We start from the raw sequence: 17,360 nt of genomic DNA on the forward strand, positions 1-17,360 counted from the left end.
GGAAATACCCCGGCGGTTGAAGGATGCTCGCTTATCCCTGGTCGAAACACCCGCTTTCAGGTTGAACACCCTCTCCCTGGTTGGCGTAGTAAGTCAGCGAGAAGCTGTGTGGTGCTCCAGATTGTCGCGCCGCGCGGCCGAGCGTACCTTGGGTACGCGAGGGTAAGCGCACAAGCGGCAAGATGGGGCGCTACACAGCTTCGCAGCGTCGAGAAGTTCCGGTGGTCGGCAGGCCGCCGGAACCAATAAGCTTCGCAGCGTCGAGAAGTTCCGGTGGCCGGCAGGCCAGCGCAACAAACAGATCGGCCCGGGGGAGAGGGGAGCTCCACCGGGCCACAAGGAGGGGATGATGCGATGCTCGGGGCATCGCTACTGCTTTGTAAGGGGTACAAGCAGTGCAAGTTGAAAGGAGGGGAGCCTTTCGCTTGCAGGGCCCATTATAGGGTCCGACGTTGAAAAACGTATGGCGCAAGCGTGTTCGTCTTGTGCAGCGGCCGTGCATGATCGGTGAAATGCACAGCCGCCTGCTTTTTTCTCCGCTCGCGCCGTCAGCGCCTCCGCTCACGGCGGCGTGAGATTTGACAAAAAGGGAAGAAGGGGCTCGGCCGATGGGCCTTCTGTCGAAACGTGCGGGAATTCGGCGGAACCGGGCGCGGCGGCGCGGCGTTTTCGGTATCATGGCTTCGACGAAAGGAACTGTCATGCCTGATATCACGCTGCGCCTTCACAAGGACATGCTTGTGCTGTCCGCCCCGCTCACTGCCGTGCTCGCCCGCCAGGGTGTGGATGTGGGACGTGACCTGGAATATCTCAACCTGGTGGAGCCCGAGGCGGTGGTCGATGCCCTGCGCTTGGAGTCGCTCGCCGGGGCGAAGTGCCTTGTCACCACGACGGAAGGCATTGCGCCGGCTCGGCTGGCGCATCATGGCATGGAAGACCGCGCGTCTGAGGTGGCGCATGCGGCGCTCGATGCAGTGGCTGAACTCAAGCCTCAGCACGTGCTGGCTGAAATCGGCCCCTGCGGGCTGCCGCTCGATGGCTCAAGCGCTGCCTCGCTCAACGAGAATCGCAGTCAGTATGCTCGCGCGGCTCGCGCGTTCGAAGGCGGCACCTTCGACGCCTATTTCCTTGAGGGCTTTACGAGCGCGGTTGACCTGAAGTGTGCGCTTATGGGCGTGCGTCAGATGAGTGACCACCCCGCCTTCGCGTCCATACAGGTGGAACCCGACGGGCTGCTGGCCGACGGCCGCACCACGCTTGAAGAGGCTGTGGCAGTGATGGAAGAGTTTGGCGCATGCGTGGCGGGCTTTACCACCGGTGCACCCGAGGACGAAGCTGTGGCGCTCTGTGAACGCGCCGTGCAGGCGTGCTCGCTGCCTGTGCTGGTGCAGCTGCGGGTGGCTTCACACGCGCCGCGCCAGGGAGATGTCACGCCGGAGAACCCTTACTTCTGCCCGGACACCCTGGTGGGTGCCGCTGTGCGTTTGCGCAGCGCCGGGGCGCAGTTCCTGCGCGCCGTGGGTGATGTGACGCCTGCTTACACGGGTGCTCTTGCAGCGACGGTCGATGGTCTGGACGTGGCCCGGCGCTGCGACGAAGACCGCACGTCGGTGTCGGGCGAGGTTGAGCCCAGTTTAGAAGAGCGCCTGGCTGCTGCTCGCGAGAGCGTTGCCGCGGCTCTTGCCGAGGGGAGGTAGCGCATGGCTGCAGCTAAGGGTTCCAACATTGAGCGCAGCCCCTTCTACGGCGCGCTGCAGGATGTGGTGGATGGTCTGTTCGCGGACCCCACGCAGAAAAGTGTGCGCCGACTGGACGTAATCATTGCGGCCGAGGCGGCTGATTTGCCGGAGGATCTTCTGGAAGTGGTGCGTCTGTTGCCGCCTGGGTCGTACACTCGCCAGCGGCTGTGCGACCAAATTAACTCGTCTATCGGCGGTCACGCCTGGGGCCAAGTCTACGGTACGGTGGAGTAGAGCCGTCTTCGCCCCCGGCTCCCCGCGCGCTTCGCTTGCTGTCCGCCCTCGGTGACTTCCCTGCGCGTTTCGCCCGCTGCCCGCCGCTGGGCCTCGCTCACGCTCCAGCCGCTCACCCTCATACGCCCTCCGTCTCCTGTGGAGATTCGGTGGTTGCCCTGCGTGATTACGAATGGAACTCTTTTTGTAACAATTATCCCCCTTGTTTTCTCGGCATCCTCCCGGTACTATATGTCCACGCTAAAACGTGCTTGCACCACAACATGTTGTGGAAAAAGCACTCATAGGCAGTGGAAACCGTGGGCATAACATTCCCAAACGCACTGCTCATACTGCGAAAACACAGACGACGGAACAACGCACACAACGCAACCGACACGGAGGGATACGACGCATGGTCACCACCATCATCAAACGCGACGGCCGCACGGCGGAATTTAACCAGAGCAAGATTGCCGAGGCGGTGGAGCGCGCCTTCCAGGCATGCGGCGCCATGCAGGATCGCGCGGCGGCCGAGGAAATTGCGCAGAAGGTGGTCGACAAGCTGGAGGCTGGCGCCATCGAAGGCACGCCCACGGTTGAGGGCGTCCAGGATCTCGTTGAGGAAACGCTCATCGAGTCTGGCTTCGTACAGACGGCGAAGTCCTACATCCTCTATCGCGCCGAGCGCAGCCGCGCCCGCGACGTGAACAGCCGCCTCATCCAAACGCTCAAGGACATCACGTTTTCCAAGGCCAGCGACTCGGACATGAAGCGTGAAAACGCCAACATCGATGCCGACACCGCCATGGGCACCATGCTCAAGTACGGCAGCGAATCGGCCAAGCAGTTCTACGAGATGTGCGTCATCGACCCGAAGTTCGCGCGCGCCCATCGCGAGGGCGACATCCACATCCACGACATGGATTTCTACACGCTTACCACCACGTGCTGCCAGATTGAGCTGCGCAAACTCTTCAAGGGCGGGTTCTCCACGGGCCACGGCGTGCTGCGCGAGCCGAACGACATCTCCAGCTACGCGGCGCTTGCCTGCATTGCCATTCAGTCCAACCAGAACGACCAGCACGGCGGGCAGGCCATCTGCGACTTCGATTACGGTCTGGCCGAGGGCGTGCGCAAGACGTATCGCCGCCTGTACAAGAAGCACCTGGCCGAGGCGCTTGACCTCTTGGCCGATGGCGTGGTGGAAGACGCCCGCACCTTCGCGCAGGACACGCTTGCGCGCGTTGAAGAAGAGACAGGTGTGTGGGCCAGCCTTACGATGGACGAAGGCTTTGAGGCCGCCCTGCACGCCGCGCTCGTGGAGGCTGGCGTAAACGAGGCAACGACCACCAAGACGCTCGCCTACGCCGCGAAAAACGCCCAGGCCGACACCGATCGCTCCACATTCCAGTCGATGGAAGCGCTCGTGCACAACCTGAACACCATGCACTCCCGCGCCGGCGCGCAAACGCCGTTCAGCTCGGTGAACTACGGCATGGACACCAGCCCCGAAGGCCGCATGGTGGTGAAGAACATGCTGCTGGCCACCGAAGAAGGCCTGGGCTCCGGCGAAACACCCATCTTCCCCGTGCAGATTTTCCGCGTGAAGGAAGGCGTGAACTACAACCCCGAGGATCCGAACTACGACCTGTTCAAGCTGGCTATGCATTGCTCGGCGAAGCGTCTGTTCCCCAACTTTAGCTTCCTTGATGCGCCGTTCAACATCCAGTACTACAAGGGCACGCCCGAGACGGAAGTGGCCTACATGGGTTGCCGCACGCGCGTCATGGGCAACGTGTTCGACCCCGACCGCGAGATCACGCCTGGTCGCGGCAATCTTTCGTTCACGTCTATCAACCTGCCGCGCCTCGCCATCCGCTCCAAGGGCGACATCGATTTGTTCTTCGACCTGTTGGACGCGAAGCTGGCACTCACGGTGGGCCAGCTGGACGAGCGCTTCGAAATTCAGGCGCGCAAGAAGGTGTACAACGCACCGTTCCTCATGGGGCAGGGCGTGTGGATTGACTCCGAGAAACTGGCGCCGGGCGACGAGCAGCGCGAGGTGCTAAAGCACGGCACGCTGTCGGTGGGCTTCATCGGCCTGGCTGAGGCGCTCGTGGCGCTGACTGGCCAGCATCACGGCCAGTCGAAGGCATCGCAGAATTTGGGCCTGGAAATTATTGGGCATATGCGCAGCTACCTCGACCGCATCTCGGCCGAGCGCGGGCTGAACTACGGCCTCATTGCCACGCCGGCTGAGGGGCTTTCGGGCCGCTTCGTGCGCATGGACCGCGAGCGCTACGGCTCACTGCCGGGCATCACCGACCGCGACTACTACACGAACGGCTTCCACGTGCCGGTGTATTACGACATCAGCGCGTTCGACAAGATTGAGATTGAGGCGCCGTACCATGCGTTGACGAACGCGGGCCACATCTCCTACGTTGAGCTGGACGGCGATCCCACCGACAACCTGGAGGCGTTTGAGGCCGTTATCCGTCACATGAAGGAAGCTGGCATCGGTTATGGCTCGGTGAACCACCCGGTCGATCGCGACCCGGTCTGCGGCTACAACGGCATCATCGGCGACGTGTGCCCCAAGTGCGGCCGCACCGAAGAAGAGCACGGCCAGTCCTTCGAGCGCATCCGCCGCATCACCGGTTACCTCGTAGGAACCCTCGACCGCTTCAACGACGCCAAACGCGCCGAAGAAGCCGACAGAGTAAAACACCAAATGTAGCAGGTTGAAAGTGACCACCCCCACCACCATTCGGCTTTATGGTACGGCTCCGGATTCCATTGTTGATGGGCCAGGGCTGCGCTTTGCCGTGTTTGTGCAGGGGTGTTCGCATGGGTGCCCCGGATGTCATAACCCCGACAGTCAGCCGTGTGGGGGCGGGACGGTGCGCGCCATTGACGACCTCGTGGCTGAGATCGCCGCGAACAAGCTGGCGCAGGGCATCACCATCTCAGGCGGCGAGCCGTTCGAGCAGGCCGCTGCTTGCACTGAACTCGCACGCCAGTGCCGCGTGCTTGGCCTCAACGTGTGGACGTACTCCGGCTACACCTACGAGCAACTGGCCGCCGGCGTGCCCGACCCTGCGGCGCGCGACCTGCTCCAACAAACCGACGTCCTCGTAGACGGCCCCTTCGTGCAGGCGTGCCACTCCTTCGAACTCAAATGGCGCGGCTCCTCCAACCAACGGTTGATCGACGTTCCCGCCACGCAGCGCGCAGGGCACGTGGTTCTATGGGAAACTGAGGACTACCTTCCCCGCAAACCCGCGTCGTGGTGACACGCGCCGTTCGCCATTTCGGCACGCGGCGAGACGACGGCGCACCTGACATGGTAGGATAGCGTTATGGAGCAACTTCTCCAACATATCGACAGCCTCGTGCGCGCCGACTGGATCAACACGGCCCTCTCGGTGGTCATCATTTTGGCGGTCACAGCGGTTGTCGCGCGCCTGGTCACCCGCTTTTTGCGCCACCTTCTCCACTTCAACGAGGAAAAGAATCTGCCCTCCAGCTCCATCTTCGTGAACATCGCGCGCGGCACCGTATGGGTGTTGGGCGTGTGTATCATGCTGTCCACCAGCTTCAACGTGGATGTGAGCGCGGCCATCACGGCGCTGGGCATTGGCGGCATCGCCATTTCGTTGGGCTTCCAGGACACCATATCGAACCTGATAGGCGGCTTGCAGGTGTCGCTCATGCGCATTGTGAAGCCGGGCGACAACATTCAGGTGGGCACCTCCACCGGTGTGGTGAAGGATGTCACGTGGCGACACACCACCATCAAGAATGCGAAGGGCGAGGAAGTAATTATTCCCAACTCAATCATCAATAAGACGGCACTCACGCACCTGCCACCGACGAACCAGGTGAGCGTGGCCTTTGTGGTAACGGCCGACGGCGCGCGCCTCGACGAGGTGGTGCATGCCATCGAGCACGCGGCGCTTGAGGCGGCCAATAGCGTGGCGAAGTTGACGAAGGATCCCACCGCTCTGCTCACGGAAATTGATGGCGACGGCTTCAAGGGTTCCATCTCGTTCAAGGTGGCCGACAGCCGCACCGCTTCGCGCGCGGCCGATGCGGTGGTGCGCGCCGTGGCGCCCCTCACACGCCAAGCCGGTGCCGAGCGAGTGGAAGCGGAAGAACACCCGGCGGCCGACCTGTGGGCCGATGCGCCCCAGGAAGGTGCTGAAGTTGCTGCGAGCGCACAGATGAGCGGCGAGGGCGACGAGGCCTCCACCAGCACACATTCCTCCGCAAACGCCAGCACCGACACGCCTGCTTCCGCGCCCGACGGCACTTCCGCTAACCAAGGAAAGGGACGATGATGGGTTTGGAAACGCGCATCCTCGACGCTGGCCCGCTTCACGCCGACGACGGCTCGCTTGCCGCGCGCGGCTGGGCTACCGAGCCGCTGCTGTCCTACGACCGCAGCCGCATCAAAGCTCCCCGCTGGCGCATCAAGGAGTGGGACTACTACCTGGTGAACGACAATGACTATGCGGTGGCGCTCACGCTGGGCGATTTGGGCTACCTTGGCATGATTTCGGCCTCGGTGATCGACTTCGCGCAGGGGGCGTACAAAACCACGAGCGTCATCACACCGTTTCCGCTCGGCCGTTTCAAGTTGCCTGCTTCATCCGATGATGGCGTGTCTACGTTTGAGAACGCGCGTGTCTCCTTCCGCTTTGAAGTGGCCGGGGGCACGCGCCGCCTGAGCGCGCGGTTCGCGAACTTCGACGGCTCGGACGACCTCGTGTTCGATGCCGTACTGGATGACGAGCCCGTGGATTCCATGGTCATTGCCACGCCGTGGGCCGAAGATAGGCTCGCGTTCTATTACAACCGCAAGATTGTGGCCCTGCGCGCCCGCGGCAGCTTCAAGAAAGGCCTGCTTGTGCATGGGTTTAGCCCCGATACCTCGTTCGGGCTGCTCGATTGGGGTCGCGGTGTATGGACGCGTGATAATACCTGGTACTGGGGCGTGGCGCAAGGCTGGCAGGATGGTCGCGGCGGTTGCGAACCGGGCCGCAACGCGCGCCGCTTTGGTTTGAACCTGGGGTACGGGTTCGGCGACACCTCCGCTGCATCTGAGAACATGGTGTTCGTCGACGGTGCTGCTCACAAGCTCCATCACGTTGACTTTGGTGTGCCCGAAAAGGCTGGTGCCGCGTCTGCGCGCTCGGTTTCCGACCGCTACGACCTCATGGCGCCCTGGCACGTCACCGACGACGAAGGCCGCCTCGACCTCCTGTTCACGCCCGCCATCGACCGCGCCGACTGCATCAACGCCCTTGTGGTGCGCACCGACCAGCACCAGGTCTTCGGCACCTTCAACGGCACCGTCACCCTCGACGACGGCACCCCCTTCCGCATCGCAAACCTCCAAGGCTCCGCCGAAGTAGTCCACAACGTATACTAAGTTTCGTCGTTCTGACGAACGACGAAACGAGCCGACGCTGCGAAGGCCTGAGACATTCGATCTCGCCCCTTTTTCGCTTGCCCTTACGTGCGAAGCACGCGCGGCCGCGAAACGGGACGATCTCGAACACCTCAGGCCTTCTCGCTGGCATACTACGCCAACCTGGGCTTTCGTTGCACCAACCTGCGCAAAGAGAGCGCCTAAAAACCCTCTTCCTCAAAACGGCGTTCCAAATCTTCCTGGTAGATGCTGTAGTGGAGGGCGGTTTCTGCTTTTACGCGGCCGCTTTTTACGAGGTTGAACAGGCTTTGATCCATGGTGCGCATGCTTGAGTTGCCGAGGGCAAGCACGCTTTCTATCCCATGCGTCTTGTTTTCGCGAATGAGCGTCCGGATGGCGCTGTTTGCCACCATAATTTCGAACGCCGGCAGCACTTCGCCATCCACAGTGGGCACCAACTGCTGCGACACCACTGCTTGCAGCGCGATGGACAGCTGAAGGCGAATCTGGCACTGCTGCGCAGCGGGGAAGACGTCGATGATGCGGCTTATCGTGTTGGCTGCGCCGGTGGTGTGCAGCGTGCTGAGCAGCAGCTGCGCCATTTCGGCGGCGGTGACGGCCGTGGCGATGGTCTCGTAGTCGCGCATTTCGCCCAGTAGAATGACGTCGGGGCTTTCGTGGAGCGCCGAGCGCAGCGCCTCGCCGTACGTGGCGATGTCGGTAGGCACCTCGCGCTGCGTAACGATGCAGGTTCCGTGCTTGTGGACGTACTCAACGGGATCCTCCATCGTAATAATGTGACCCATACGCTCGTGGTTCAGGCGGTCAACTATGCAGGCAAGCGTGGTGGACTTACCCGCGCCAGCCGGCCCGGTGACTAGCAACAACCCTTTCTGCAGCCGCGACAGGCGCAGCACTTCCTCGGGAATATGCAGGTCGGAGGGGTCGGGCAGGCCGAAGGGAATCACGCGCACCACCGCGCCATACGAGCCGCGCTGGCGGAAAATGTTCGCGCGGAACCGGCCAACGCCCGCGAGGGCGAACGAGAAGTCGTCGTCGTGGTTGGTGTTGTCCAAGAAGCTTTGAAAACTGCGGCCCGAAACCTCGTAAATGGCCTGCACAAACGTCTCGGTGTCCTTGGGCATAAGCGGTGCGGAGTTCATGCGTATTTGGCGCCCGCTCACCACGTAGGACAGGGGCAGGCCCGCCACAATAAAGAGGTCGGACGCATGTGCGTCCACTATCTCCTGCAGCAGTTCATCAAGTTTCATTGTTTTCGCTCCTCGTGCGGGGTGCAGGCCCGGAATAGTGTGGCGGTTAGCGGCAGTAGTCAACGGTGGTCAGCGGCAGGAGTTTCGTTCGTTGGGGAAGCCATGGACGCATTATACCCTTGCTTTCGTGCGCCTCTGTCTCCGTAATGCCATGATGCCCCTCCCAAACTGATAATGGCGAAGATAACAACGTTGTGGTGTAATCGCCCGCTGATCGCGCGGAATTGTCAACCTGGGTGCTTACGGGGTGGGGTGGTTGTGGCATACTGCCTGCATGCGTATCTCTGTGAGCTCTTACATTCCTGGAACTTCGCCTGTTCATGCGTGCGATGCGCGCGTGAAGGTGCTGCTGTTGCTGGCGTACTCGCTGACGCTGTTTTTCGTGCGCACGTGGACGGGATTGGGGTTGTGCGCGCTGCTGTTTGCGGCGGCGGTGATTGCGTCGGGCATACCGGTGCGGCGGTTTTTCGCGCTGCTGGTGCCGGTGTATGTGATTGCGGCGTTTGCGGTGGTGTTCAACGCGTTTTCGCTCGATGTGGTTGCGGCTGCGGCGGCAGGAGCCCCCGGTGGCTTGGGGGACGTGTCTTCCGGCGTGTTGGCCGACGTGCCGCCCGTGGCGCTTATGGGGTCGTTTGGCCTGGTGCCGGCAGGGTTGGCGCGCGGGTGCTTCTTCGCCGTGCGTATCGTGCTGTTGGTTACGGCCAGCCTCGTGGTTACGTACACCACCACCTCCACCGAGCTTACCAATGCACTCGCGGCGTTTTTGCGTCCGCTGCGACGGCTACACGTGCCGGTGGATGATGTGGCTATGGTGTTCTCGCTGGCGCTGCGCTTTATTCCCGTGACGGCCGAGGAATTCGGTCGCGTACACGACGCCCAGTGGGCGCGCGGTGCCGCGTTTGCGGAAGGGAACCTGTGGGAGCGGCTGCGCGCGTGGCAAACGGTACTCATTCCCCTGTTCGTAGGCCTGTTTCGCCGCGCTGATTCGCTGGCCATAGCCATGGACGCCCGCTGCTACGGGGCGCCCGAGGTGGAACGCACGTCGCTTGCTGCCCAGCGTCTCACGGGAGGAAGCGTCGCGGTCTTGGCGCTTGGACTCGCCACGTGCGTCGCCCTCGCCGCGTGGTTGTAGGGGCGATGGGGAAGGCGAAGCGAGCGCATTCATCCGCAAGCAGCGCAGATGCACCTGCCTGCGAACATCAACGCGCGCCGTCGCACCCTTCAACCTACTTAATAGTGATGTACTTCACGTATTCCGCATTGCGGTTCGGGCCGAACGCGGAACTGAACCGTAGCCTTTGATTTCGTCGCCGTAATTGTTTGAGATGCTTCGGCCGATGAGAATGGCATATCCCGGCTCTACCGTCGAGCGTCCGATCTCTTCCTCAATGAGGCCGTTGCCAATGCCGTCGTAGCCATTCCTCCCGCAGGCGACAGAGAACAGCAGCTTGTCGTCGGCCTTGTTGCGCACCTCAACCAGTTCGCCGCGGTCTCCGGCAACGGTCGTCTGGTTGCCGAAACCCTCGGTGTACTCGTAGTAGTATGTCCCCTCCCAGGCGGCCGGGATGGCTATGCTGTAATACGGCGTGTCGATGACCTCGGCAACCGCCGGCTGCTCGGGCGCAGCCGCAGCCGCGGCTTCGTCCTGCGCTTTCTGCATCCCGCTTACTGTGCCCTCGTCGAAGCCGGCCTGATACCCCTCGTCGCGTCCCGCGTCAAATCCTTCACGATACCCCTGCTCACGAGCCGCCTGCACGTCAGCCTCACTCACCCCCGAGACCCCCGAGCATCCCGCCAACGTCCAGCAAGCGCCCAGCCCCAATGCCACCACAACTGCTACCGCAAACACGCGCACATATCCATTCTCGCAACGCATCATAGTCACCTCTCCTCCCGGCCACTCTCATTCTCCCCATGATACAAGCTTCAGCCAAAACCCTAGCTGAGTCTTTGTCTTTTATCCAACGAGGCCGTTTTGCTAAATCGTACTTTGCTAAGTTACGATTTAGCAAAGTACGATTTAGCAAAACCACCCCAACGCGGAACGCGGCACCTGGGGGGTGCCGCGTTCCGTACGTATGGGGAGGGAGGAATAGTTTTACTTCTCGGCGCCTGCTAGCTTGCGGCCGGTTACGTAGCCGAAGGTCAGGCATGTGCCGCCCAGGTTGTGACCCGGGAAGTGCGTGGAGTACGCGTTGCAGTACATATCGCCTACGGTGGAGCCGAGGCAGTACAGGCCCTCGATAACTTCGTTGTCCTCGTTCATGACCTGCATGTCCTCGTTGCAGCGAATGCCACCCACCGTGGTGAGGAACCACGGCGTGCACTCAATGCCGTAGAACGGGCCTTTCTTAATGGGCAGCAGCAGTTCCTTGCGCTTGCCGAACTCTTCGTCGACACCCTTCTCGCAGTAGCCGTTGTACGCTTCGATGGTCTTAAGCGCCTCGTCTTTCGGCAGCCCCAGCTTCTCCACCAGTTCTTCCACCGTGTCGGCCTTGATCATCTTCACGGGAATGTCGCCAGAGCCGTTCATGTTGATGGTGCCAGGGCCATCAACGACGGTCTGCCAGTACGCGCGCACGTCATCGGGCGTGTCGAACACCTTCGGGCCATCCACGTAGCGATGGTTCTGCCAGCCCGGCTCGTTCGCGTAGTCATCGTCCCAGATGGCGTACGCGTGATGCCCCTTCTCGTGCATGAGCGCCAGGCCGCCATGCGAGATGACGTTGTCTTCGTTGTCGTAGCGGCGTCCGTCCTCGTTCACCATGAGGCCCTGGAACGCGCGCACTTGACGCGTGATGGAGCGCCACTGGAAGCAGAAAATCATGGGCGTGGGTGTTTCGTTCTTGTCCACTGCCGCGCCGGCCCAGTACGCCATCTTGTGGCCCGAACCGTTCCAGATGCCGCCAAACTCGGTCTGATGTGCCGCCCACGGAATGTACTTCTCCAGCATGTCCTTGTCCTGGCCGAAGTCGCCCGTGGCAATGACCACGCCATTTTTGCCGTTGAAGCGCACGTAGCCGTCGCCGGATTTCGCCACGACGCCAATCACTTTGTCGCCCTCTTTCACCAGCTGCTGCGCGTCCGTCTGATAGCGGATGTCCACACCAGCCTTTTCGCAGTACAGCGCCATGTTTGCGCACACGTCCTGCTGCGGGTTGTCGTCGGGGCCCTTGCCGTTCGGGCCATCAAGGAACTCGTGCGTGCCGGGGAATTCGCCGTTGATATTCTCCGGGTCCTCGTACCAGTGCTCCATGACGGGCGTGAGGTCGTCGCCGCCCACGGAGCTGGCCGTGGTCATGCGGTCGATGAGCCAGTCCATGGCCTCACCCGAGCGGTTAAAGTGCATCATCCACTTGCGACCGTCCACGCGGTAGGAGTGGTATCCCATCATGCGCTTGTAGCGCTGGGCGATTTCTTCCACGGAGCACTCGTAGCCCTTTTCCTTCGTCAGCTTCGAGTTCATGGCGTAGATGGAGCCGCCGCGACCTACTACGTGGTCCATGCGTTCCAGCATGACCACGTTCGCGCCGTTTTCGGCCGCCGAAAGCGCGCAGCACAGGCCGGAGAATCCGGCACCGATGACCACGACGTCAGCATCCACGGTTTCCTTGATGTCGCTCTCAGGAATAGGATCGGGTGCTGTTTCGAAGTCGTACGTGCCGCCTGTTTTCTTGTTGTCCGAGGTCGACGCGCCGGCCGTACCTTCTTTTGGCTGCGCCGCGCATCCGGCCAGCGCGCCCATGCCGGTGACGGCGGCCGCACCCACGGCTCCGGTGGCGAACGCTCCCTTAAGGAAGCTACGACGATCCATACTCAGTTTCTCGTTTTCCATTGAAAACCCCTTCCCTCCTTCGCGACGGCGGTGCCTGTCGCGGCCCAGCGCCCTCCGCGCCGTGCGTTGCCTGCACCCTAGCACGCGCGGCGGGTGGGCCTCTTCGCCCATCCCAGGGAAAATGCCGATTCGCCTGTTTTCACCCCGGGGGGTGAGGCGAGACACGGTATCCTGAGAGAAGGGAAGGGGAGGGCCCATGAAGGAAAGTCACGTTCGTCATCTGTTCAATGAGCCGGGCGATCGCGTGCGTGTGCGCGTCGGTCTTGGTCATGCTGTCGCGGGGCAGCCGCGCATTGCGTTTGCGATGGCCTGTTATCTGGTGTGGATGATAGCCTGCTGTACGGGGCCAGCTGTTGCGCTGAGTGCCGAAGGTGCTGGCGGTGAGACAGGGTTGGCGCTGCTCATGCCCGCTTGGATGGGCCCGCTTGCGTGTATGGCCGCCGCGAGTGTGGTTATTGCCGTGTGGTTCAAAAAGACACGGAAGGTGCCGAGCACGCCGTCGTGGATGGTGGCACTTGCCTCGCTCATGACGCTGGCGGCGGCGCTTCATTTGGTGTGGGCGCTGGATACGGGTTTACCCGTCGCGGCACGTTGGGCGCTCTATGCGCTGTCGAGTGTGGTCATGGGTGCGGGCTGTGCGTTGTTCCGGGTGGAAATTGACCGCGTGTTCGGCTGGATTGGTACGCAGCAAACGCTCTCGCAGGGCATGGCAGCCACGCTAATAGCGGCGGCAGCGTTGGCGGTTTTGACGCTGGTAGGCGATGCTGCGGGGGCGAGCGAAACGCCGCTTTTGGTGGTGGCGCTCGTGCTGCCGTTTGCGAGTATGGCGCTGCTGCGCGCGGTGGTGAGCGGGTTTCCGCGGGTGCGCTACTTTGGGCACGGGCTTGATGTACCGCTGCCGTTTCCGGCGAAGTTTGTTGCTACGTCGTTTGTGCAGGGCGCGGCGGCGGGCGTGCTGTTCGCCGGTGTGTTTGCGCTGGGAATTGCGGGAGGTACGGGAGCCGTGGAAGGTGCGGCCGGCGTGGCTGGCATGGTTGGCGTCGGTGCTGCAGTGCCGGCTTCTGCCGAAGTCTTGCTGCGCGCGGTGGGGCAAATGGTGGCCGTGGGGCTGCTGTTCGCTACGCTGGTGTTTTTGCGGCTGGACTTCAACCGGCTGGTGTATAAGGTGGCGTTTCCGTTCGTGGCTGCTGGATTTGTGCTTCTGGCGTTGCTACCAGACACCACGGCGGTGGGCGGCGCAGTGCTTGCGGCGGCGTTTTGCTTCCTCGACCTGGTGCTCTGGAGCCTTGGTGCCTGCCTCATGAAGAACATGGGTCTGCCAGCCACGTGGATTGCCAGTTGTCCGGGGGCAGCGCTCTTCTGTGGGGCGGTGGCAGGCAGCGGCGTGACCCTGGCCTTCTTGAGCGGTGTTGCGTCCTCCGATGCCGCACTGCTTGCAAGCCTCGTGGCATGCTTTGTGCTGGCAGCGGCGCTGCTGCTTTCAAGCGGTAGCAACCTGAAATACGGCTGGGGAACCGTGCGCCCGGGCGAAAGCAGCCTTGCGACGGGCGATCTAGCTGGCATCGTGAAGTTCGTCGCCACCGAACGCGGCATCACCCAACGCGAAAGCGAAGTCATGCTGCTTCTGGCGCAAGGTAAGTCGCGCCGCGCCGTGTGTGAAGAGCTGTCCGTGTCGCCCGACACGGTTAAAACACACGTCCGCAGCATCTATCGCAAGCTGGCCGTTCACTCCCAACAAGAACTCGCCGACCTGTTGGCGCGCGAACGTGAAGACCTCGCCGCGGACGCTTCCGAACGTCCCCTCGAAGAGTAACCGCCTCGCGCCTGCACGCAGCGCCCTTTTGGCTGTCGCAGTCGGTAACCGTTTGTCGGCGGGGTTGTGGGAAACGGCCGTAGAATCTGGTGGCGAGGCTCTGGCGTGCTATGATTGCCGAAGTCAAGGCTTCGACGGGCAACGGCGAAGCGGGATGAAACTTTGAGGAGGCATTCATGAGCGTCATCATCGATGTGTTCGGGCGCGAGATTTTGGATTCGCGCGGCAACCCTACCGTTGAGGTGGAGGTTGTGCTGGAGGACGGGGCGTTCGGTCGCGCCGCCGTGCCGTCGGGCGCTTCGACCGGCGCGTTTGAGGCCGTGGAGCTGCGCGACTGCGACAAAGATCGCTACCTCGGCAAGGGTACGCTCGACGCCGTGGCGCACGTGAACGAGGAAATCGCCGACGCTCTGGTGGGCCTTGAGGCCGACGACCAGCGCACCATTGACGACATTATGCTAGAGTTGGACGGCACCGACAACAAGGGTGCCCTCGGCGCGAATGCCATCCTGGGCGTGTCGCTGGCCTGCGCAAAGGCCGCGGCCGAGTCCTCCGAGCTACCGCTCTATAAATATGTAGGCGGCGCGAACGCGCACCTGCTGCCCACGCCCATGATGAACATCCTGAACGGTGGCGTGCACGCCGACAACAACGTGGACTTCCAGGAGTTCATGATCATGCCGGTGGGTGCCAACTCGTTCGCTGAGGCGCTGCGCTGGTGCGCCGAGATCTACCACACGCTGAAGAAGGTGCTGCACGACGCCGGCCTCGGCGGCGGTGTGGGCGACGAGGGCGGCTTCGCCCCCAACTTCAAGACGAATGAAGAGCCGCTTGAGTACATTGTAAAGGCCTGCGAAGCGGCTGGTTACGCCCCGGGTACGGACATCATGTTCGCCATGGACCCGGCCTCGACCGAGTTCTATGACGTGAACAAGCAGAAGTACGTGCTGGCGGGCGAAGGCCGCGAGCTCACAAGCGAGGAAATGGTGGACTACTGGGAGGCCCTGGTCAACAAGTACCCCATCATCTCTATTGAAGACGGCATGGCCGAGGAAGACTGGGACGGCTGGAAGGCCCTCACCGACCGCATCGGCGACCGTGTGCAGCTGGTGGGCGATGACCTGTTCGTCACAAACTCGAAGCGCCTGGCCAAGGGTATCGAAATGGGCTGCGCAAACGCCATCCTCATCAAGGTGAACCAGATCGGTAGCCTCACCGAAACGCTTGAGGCCATTGAGATGGCGAAGCAGGCTGGCTATGCCTGCGTCATGAGCCACCGCTCCGGCGAGACCGAGGACACCACCATCGCCGACTTGGCCGTGGCCTGCAACACTGGCCAGATTAAGACCGGCGCGCCTTGCCGAAGCGATCGCGTGGCGAAATACAACCAGCTGCTGCGTATCGAGGAGGAGCTGGACACCGCCGCCGTGTATGCCGGCATGAATGCGTTTTACAACATCAGCCGCTAGACGCTGAATTTGCTGTGAACGGGCTGGGCTGACCTGGGGGAAGGGCGGCCTGGCCCGCTTTGCGTTGGTGGTGAGAGAGAGGGTTTTGCACATGCTGACAGCATGCGAAGTAGTTGAGGGAAGTGACGACGCGTGCGACGTGGAGCGCCTGCTGACGGCCGCGTTTCCCGCGTACGAGTTGGTGCCGTACTCGTTTCTGACCGAGCAAGCACGTCGCGACGAGGTGTCGCTGCTGGCATACCACGACGAGGGCCAGTTCTGCGGTTTCGTGTTCATGATTGAGGGCGCAGACATGGCGTACGTGCTGTACTTGGCCGTGGACGAGCGCGTGCGGTCGAAGGGTTACGGCGCGCGCATCCTCGCGGACGTGAGCAAGCGCTGCGCAGGAAAAACGCTCATGCTGGACATCGAGCCCATAGACGAAGCAGCACCAAACCTTGAACAGCGGAAACGGCGCCGGGAGTTCTACCTGCGCAACGGCTTTGAGCCTACCGGCTACACGGTGTGCTTCGAGGACGACGTGTACGAGGCGCTTTGTAAGGGGCCGGGGTTTGACCCGGAGCGGTTCTGCTCCCTCATTAACGAGTTGCCGGAAGGCGAGGACAAGCGGGTTCTTCCCCTGTCGAGTGTGGTGTCGCCGCTTTCGGGCAAGCCCTTTGTTTCGTGAGGGCGGCACGCGGCAGCGCAGAGGGGCTGATGGCGGGCCTGGCAACACCGTTGAGGGATAACCTAAAAGCCCTGGTTGGAGTATACGAGGCCGCGTCATTTCGCCCCTGACGCGCGAGCACTACCACCTGCCGGAGGGGCGCAACTTCTACTCCTGCGTCGCGCCCACCTCTGGCACGTGCACGTTCATGTCGGGCGCAGGGTGGCACAGGAGGCCTTCTTCCAGCATGGCTGCGCTTACGCGGAGGTATTCGTCGCCCGCGTCGGTGCACATCCGCTGTACTTCCTCGGGTGAAAGCATGCGCTTCAGACGCGCCGGTACGCCCATGATCAGGCAGTTGTCGGGGAATTCCTTACCCTCCGACACCAGCGCGCCGGCTGCAATCACGCATCCCGAGCCAATGCGCGCGCCGTTCATGACGGTGGCGCCCATGCCTACCAGCGTATTGTCACCAATGGTGCAGCCGTGCAGCAGCGCGCGGTGGCCCACGGTCACATGCTGACCCACGGTGACGGGGAAGCCCTCGAACACGTGCACGATGGCGCCTTCCTGGATGTTCGTTTCGTCGCCAATGAAAATGGCCTCGTCGTCCCCGCGTAGGCAGGCGAAATCGAGCACGCATACATCGCGCCCAAGGGTGACGTCGCCCATGATGCTGGCAGTAGGCGAAAGGCGCGCCGTGGGATGCGCTTTTACGCGACGGTAGCGGTTGGGCTGGGGTTCTTGCGGGCATATGGTATCGGTGAGAGACATGCGGAATTCCTTTCCCGTGTGAAAATGTGGCTCCCCATTATAAACAACGCACGCGCCACGCTTGCTCAAAAGCACGGGGCGGGGGCGCTTCACCAGCGGAACTTCATGGGGCGTGGCTGCTCCGTGTTTCCGGGCGTGGGCTCGGGCTGAGTCGCGCGTG

14 protein-coding genes are annotated in these 17,360 nt (G+C 62.3%); 10 read left to right on the forward strand and 4 right to left on the reverse strand.

The genetic code is table 11. The features are described from left to right. Window positions 1-701 precede the first annotated feature (701 nt). From QNJ86_RS06065 to QNJ86_RS06090, 6 genes are all read left to right on the forward strand, one after another. Window positions 702-1,697: a homocysteine S-methyltransferase family protein gene (locus QNJ86_RS06065; RefSeq protein WP_283831709.1), complete on the forward strand. Its 996-nt coding sequence runs from the start codon at window positions 702-704 to the stop codon at window positions 1,695-1,697. Window positions 1,698-1,700: 3 nt separating this feature from the next. Further along, window positions 1,701-1,973 carry a hypothetical protein gene (locus QNJ86_RS06070; RefSeq protein ID WP_283831710.1) on the forward strand — a complete coding sequence of 91 codons (273 nt, stop codon included), beginning with the start codon at window positions 1,701-1,703 and terminating at the stop codon, window positions 1,971-1,973. 394 nt (window positions 1,974-2,367) lie between these two features. After that, the gene (locus tag QNJ86_RS06075) at window positions 2,368-4,695 is read left to right on the forward strand and encodes an anaerobic ribonucleoside triphosphate reductase (RefSeq protein WP_283831711.1); all 2,328 of its coding nucleotides are present in this window, start codon (window positions 2,368-2,370) and stop codon (window positions 4,693-4,695) included. Window positions 4,696-4,705: 10 nt separating this feature from the next. After that, window positions 4,706-5,251 carry an anaerobic ribonucleoside-triphosphate reductase activating protein gene (gene nrdG, locus QNJ86_RS06080; protein ID WP_283831797.1) on the forward strand — a complete coding sequence of 182 codons (546 nt, stop codon included), beginning with the start codon at window positions 4,706-4,708 and terminating at the stop codon, window positions 5,249-5,251. 66 nt (window positions 5,252-5,317) lie between these two features. Next, window positions 5,318-6,298: a mechanosensitive ion channel family protein gene (locus QNJ86_RS06085; RefSeq protein WP_283831712.1), complete on the forward strand. Its 981-nt coding sequence runs from the start codon at window positions 5,318-5,320 to the stop codon at window positions 6,296-6,298. Beyond that, on the forward strand, window positions 6,295-7,392 hold the full coding sequence (locus QNJ86_RS06090; protein ID WP_283831713.1) for a DUF2804 domain-containing protein: 1,098 nt from the start codon (window positions 6,295-6,297) through the stop codon (window positions 7,390-7,392). Before QNJ86_RS06085 ends, QNJ86_RS06090 begins: the two co-directional genes overlap by 4 nt. A gap of 200 nt (window positions 7,393-7,592) precedes the next feature. On the opposite strand, the gene QNJ86_RS06095 is transcribed toward QNJ86_RS06090, so the two are convergent. Further along, entirely contained in the window at window positions 7,593-8,663 is a 1,071-nt protein-coding gene (locus QNJ86_RS06095; protein ID WP_283831714.1) for a type IV pilus twitching motility protein PilT, read from the reverse strand. A gap of 286 nt (window positions 8,664-8,949) precedes the next feature. Between QNJ86_RS06095 and QNJ86_RS06100 the strand changes: the two genes are divergently transcribed. Further along, window positions 8,950-9,795: an energy-coupling factor transporter transmembrane component T family protein gene (locus tag QNJ86_RS06100; protein ID WP_283831715.1), complete on the forward strand. Its 846-nt coding sequence runs from the start codon at window positions 8,950-8,952 to the stop codon at window positions 9,793-9,795. A 114-nt stretch (window positions 9,796-9,909) separates the two neighbouring features. Here the strand turns inward: QNJ86_RS06100 and QNJ86_RS06105 are convergent, their stop codons facing one another. After that, window positions 9,910-10,542 (reverse strand): Yae1 family protein, encoded by a 633-nt coding sequence (locus QNJ86_RS06105; RefSeq protein WP_283831716.1) that lies wholly within the window; start codon window positions 10,540-10,542, stop codon window positions 9,910-9,912. 219 nt (window positions 10,543-10,761) lie between these two features. Beyond that, window positions 10,762-12,498 carry an FAD-dependent oxidoreductase gene (locus QNJ86_RS06110; protein ID WP_283831717.1) on the reverse strand — a complete coding sequence of 579 codons (1,737 nt, stop codon included), beginning with the start codon at window positions 12,496-12,498 and terminating at the stop codon, window positions 10,762-10,764. Between the two features lie 196 nt (window positions 12,499-12,694). On the opposite strand from QNJ86_RS06110, the gene QNJ86_RS06115 reads away from it, so the two are divergent. From QNJ86_RS06115 to QNJ86_RS06125, 3 genes are all read left to right on the forward strand, one after another. Continuing rightward, window positions 12,695-14,311: a response regulator transcription factor gene (locus QNJ86_RS06115; protein WP_283831718.1), complete on the forward strand. Its 1,617-nt coding sequence runs from the start codon at window positions 12,695-12,697 to the stop codon at window positions 14,309-14,311. 176 nt (window positions 14,312-14,487) lie between these two features. Further along, the gene (gene eno / locus QNJ86_RS06120; RefSeq protein WP_283831719.1) at window positions 14,488-15,780 is read left to right on the forward strand and encodes a phosphopyruvate hydratase; all 1,293 of its coding nucleotides are present in this window, start codon (window positions 14,488-14,490) and stop codon (window positions 15,778-15,780) included. Window positions 15,781-15,871: 91 nt separating this feature from the next. Beyond that, complete coding sequence (locus tag QNJ86_RS06125) at window positions 15,872-16,447, forward strand: GNAT family N-acetyltransferase (RefSeq protein ID WP_283831720.1); 576 nt, start codon at window positions 15,872-15,874, stop codon at window positions 16,445-16,447. Window positions 16,448-16,594: 147 nt separating this feature from the next. Here the strand turns inward: QNJ86_RS06125 and QNJ86_RS06130 are convergent, their stop codons facing one another. Next, window positions 16,595-17,200, reverse strand: coding sequence for a gamma carbonic anhydrase family protein (locus QNJ86_RS06130; RefSeq protein ID WP_283831721.1), 606 nt, complete (start codon window positions 17,198-17,200; stop codon window positions 16,595-16,597). Between the last annotated feature and the right edge of the window lie 160 nt (window positions 17,201-17,360).

This window comes from Gordonibacter faecis, from assembly GCF_030077735.1.
GTDB classification, from domain to species: domain Bacteria; phylum Actinomycetota; class Coriobacteriia; order Coriobacteriales; family Eggerthellaceae; genus Gordonibacter; species Gordonibacter faecis.

Bases quoted from the DNA above. Each gene is read 5' to 3' on its own strand.
- QNJ86_RS06065 (WP_283831709.1), top strand. From the start codon at position 702: ATGCCTGATATCACGCTGCGCCTTCACAAGGACATGCTTGTGCTGTCC.
- QNJ86_RS06070 (WP_283831710.1), top strand. From the start codon at position 1,701: ATGGCTGCAGCTAAGGGTTCCAACATTGAGCGCAGCCCCTTCTACGGC.
- QNJ86_RS06075 (WP_283831711.1), top strand. From the start codon at position 2,368: ATGGTCACCACCATCATCAAACGCGACGGCCGCACGGCGGAATTTAAC.
- QNJ86_RS06085 (WP_283831712.1), top strand. From the start codon at position 5,318: ATGGAGCAACTTCTCCAACATATCGACAGCCTCGTGCGCGCCGACTGG.
- QNJ86_RS06090 (WP_283831713.1), top strand. From the start codon at position 6,295: ATGATGGGTTTGGAAACGCGCATCCTCGACGCTGGCCCGCTTCACGCC.
- QNJ86_RS06095 (WP_283831714.1), bottom strand. From the start codon at position 8,663: ATGAAACTTGATGAACTGCTGCAGGAGATAGTGGACGCACATGCGTCC.
- QNJ86_RS06105 (WP_283831716.1), bottom strand. From the start codon at position 10,542: ATGATGCGTTGCGAGAATGGATATGTGCGCGTGTTTGCGGTAGCAGTT.
- QNJ86_RS06110 (WP_283831717.1), bottom strand. From the start codon at position 12,498: ATGGAAAACGAGAAACTGAGTATGGATCGTCGTAGCTTCCTTAAGGGA.
- QNJ86_RS06115 (WP_283831718.1), top strand. From the start codon at position 12,695: ATGAAGGAAAGTCACGTTCGTCATCTGTTCAATGAGCCGGGCGATCGC.
- eno (WP_283831719.1), top strand. From the start codon at position 14,488: ATGAGCGTCATCATCGATGTGTTCGGGCGCGAGATTTTGGATTCGCGC.
- QNJ86_RS06125 (WP_283831720.1), top strand. From the start codon at position 15,872: ATGCTGACAGCATGCGAAGTAGTTGAGGGAAGTGACGACGCGTGCGAC.
- QNJ86_RS06130 (WP_283831721.1), bottom strand. From the start codon at position 17,200: ATGTCTCTCACCGATACCATATGCCCGCAAGAACCCCAGCCCAACCGC.